Source organism: Kitasatospora sp. NPDC098663 (assembly GCF_044760075.1).
Lineage (GTDB): Bacteria > Actinomycetota > Actinomycetes > Streptomycetales > Streptomycetaceae > Kitasatospora.
Window position 1 is genome coordinate 1 of record NZ_JBIWAP010000127.1, and the last position, 2463, is coordinate 2463.

Sequence of the window (2463 nt, forward strand, 5' to 3'; positions counted from 1 at the left end):
CTGGCCCCGACGGTTCCGCACGTCGGACTCCCGGTCGAGGCCAAAGGTGAACGCCTCATCCTCATCCGCGAACGGCATACCGTCCAGATTCTTGGACGCGGACCCGTACAGCTTCGTGGTCGTCGGCTTGCCGTCGTCGTCCAGCTTGCACTGCCCGGTCCACCACTTCACGCGGATGCTGTTCCCGCGGACTTCCGTGTACGGCACCTGTCATCTCCCACTTCGATGATCGCGATGATCGGCGCGCGGGTGCCGGCGGACACTCCATCCGCTGATCCCTTCCGCCACCCGTCCTACCGTGAACGCCCGGTCGGGCATCCACGACATGACAGGCAATCGCGGCCCTGGGCCTCCATGAACTGCCTCACGCGCTTTCAGGCCACGTGATCTTCGGCAATCCCGGACGGCAGGCCGCACACCGTCTCTCTGTTACTTGAGCCGTGGTAAGGCGCAAAGAATATACGGGAATTGAAGCGAATCCGTTTCATTCCAACATATCGCCCGACCTCCGCGACCCTTTCACGAACTGCTCACTAGAAGCGTCAAGCCCCCCGATCGATACGTTCGGCATCGCCTTCCTAGCAACGTTGAACACAGCTCCGCAGACGGCATACACACTTAGCCCGCCTCCGGTCGATGCCGACTCGCCGCCGGCGGAGCCAACAAGGACTGGCTCGGCGCCTTCAGTCCCCGCAACACAGCCCCCGCAGCCCACCCGAGCGTCCGGTCGACCTTTACATAGGCCACCTCGCCAACATCTACCCCCTCCTCAACTCGTCGCCACAGCCCTTGGAGGTACCTGCCGCCTCGACGGCCGCGAAGCGCGAGGGGCAGAGCTCCAGTCGGCGCGCCTTGACACGTGACGCACGTCGGGCGAGATCGCGAGTTCCCATACTGACATCCCCACAGGGCCAGCCGTCGCCAGCTAGGCCCATCCGTGAGACAGGTCGACTCCTGATCGAAAGACCCCAGACAAGGCCACCCAGATCCATTCAACTACACCATGCAGCCCATCAGATAGACCACTAGAAGGCTATCCAGATCTATACAATCGAGGCCGACTAAGGTTAGATTGCCGGGGTGCACCAACCGTTGACCTGCAGGGTTGACGGGGACGCGAGCCGCACGGAACGCGTACACAGCTGGCACACAGGCGGGGATCCTCGCGCCGCATCCGGACGAAGCACACCAGCCTGAAAGGACATGACGATGGCCACCAAAGCTTACGATCTCTACGGGGTGCCCATTGCCCCCGAGGACCCCGCGCAGGAGTACATGACGGTCCAGGAGACCGCCTATGTCTTGAAGTGCTCGGTCTCGTGGCTGCGCCGCTTCCTCCGCAACCATTCCACGCTCTGCGGCCGGACCGGCCGCGGTGGCCGGATCATCACCAACCGCGAGCAGCGCGCCGCGATCCATGCCACGCGCTCGGCCGGCGACCCACGTACGGGGCGGCCGATACCACGCCGACGCAGTCCTCGCCGCGCGACTGTGAAGACGCCCGTCGCCCCCTGATCAGACGACCACGCCGCCGCCAGCGATGCACCGTCGCTGGGCGACGAGGAGCTACTGACTTCGGCTCGTTAGCCTGCGCGTTTCACGTCCGGCTGGGACGAGATCGTGAGCAGGAACGCGAAAGTGCCTTCTGAACTGGGACGATGAGGCTTGTCTAAGGTCTCCGTCGTACCAGCAGGAAGGCACTTTCTGCGTGCACCTTACCCGCTCACGTCCGAAGCTCGTCGTCAACGCCGACGGGCACGGGGTGGTCAACCACGCCGGTTCCGTGGAGGATCACCGGCACGCTTCTGCCCATGACCCTCCCGATGAGGCCGGTCGTATGCAGGTCACGGGCGAGCTGGACGCAGGCTTGGTTGAAGCTGCCTTCGATCTGCGCGACGATCGGCCCGACGATGGTCAGCCAGTCGTCGGGGGCGGTGGGCCGCTCGTACCAAAGTCCGAGTTCGGTGATCCATGCGTGGCGTGCTGCGGCTCCGTCGGGGTCGGCGACGCGATCACCGATCACGGTCAGTTCGTTCTGGAGCCAGAAGGCGTACTTCCAGCGTGCTTCCGCTTCGTCGGAGGCCGCTGGGATGCTCAGCTGGTACGGGGTCTCGGTGTTGTAGCCGATGGTCAAGGTCGGCCGGCGCGGATCGTCGTCCTCGTTGTCGATGAAGAAGGAAAGGACGTAGATGTCGTTGGCCTCGGCGGCCGGGATGGATGCGAGGGCGTTCTCAGCGAGGTGCTGAAGGTGATCGTGGAACCTTGGGCCGGGTTGGTCCTGTCGGTCCTACGCTCGTCGTCGCGTGCCGACCGGCTGCACCGTCCCAGCCGGGGAGACCGTCCCCTCTCACCACGGGCGGCCGTCGGGCGCCGGCCCCCGCCCGACGGCCGCCCGCGCCTACCCCGGTTCGACCAGCCCGCACTCGTACGCGAAGATCACCGCCTGTACCCGGTCCCGCAGAT

2 protein-coding genes and 1 pseudogene are annotated in these 2463 nt (G+C 65.1%); 1 reads left to right on the top strand and 2 read right to left on the bottom strand.

The features are described 5' to 3' along the window. Positions 1–207, bottom strand: a pseudogene (locus ACIQVZ_RS42370) (hypothetical protein); the annotation flags it as partial. Between the two features lie 996 nt (positions 208–1203). On the opposite strand from ACIQVZ_RS42370, the gene ACIQVZ_RS42375 reads away from it, so the two are divergent. Continuing rightward, positions 1204–1515, top strand: a complete 312-nt coding sequence (locus ACIQVZ_RS42375) for a DNA-binding protein (RefSeq protein WP_402458517.1) — start codon at positions 1204–1206, stop codon at positions 1513–1515. Between the two features lie 208 nt (positions 1516–1723). On the opposite strand, the gene ACIQVZ_RS42380 is transcribed toward ACIQVZ_RS42375, so the two are convergent. After that, on the bottom strand, positions 1724–2134 hold the full coding sequence (locus tag ACIQVZ_RS42380) for a hypothetical protein (RefSeq protein WP_402458519.1): 411 nt from the start codon (positions 2132–2134) through the stop codon (positions 1724–1726). Positions 2135–2463 lie beyond the last annotated feature (329 nt).

What these genes read in the sequence shown, in the direction of transcription:
- ACIQVZ_RS42375 (WP_402458517.1), top strand. Translation starts at nt 1,204, where the DNA reads ATGACGATGGCCACCAAAGCTTACGATCTCTACGGGGTGCCCATTGCC.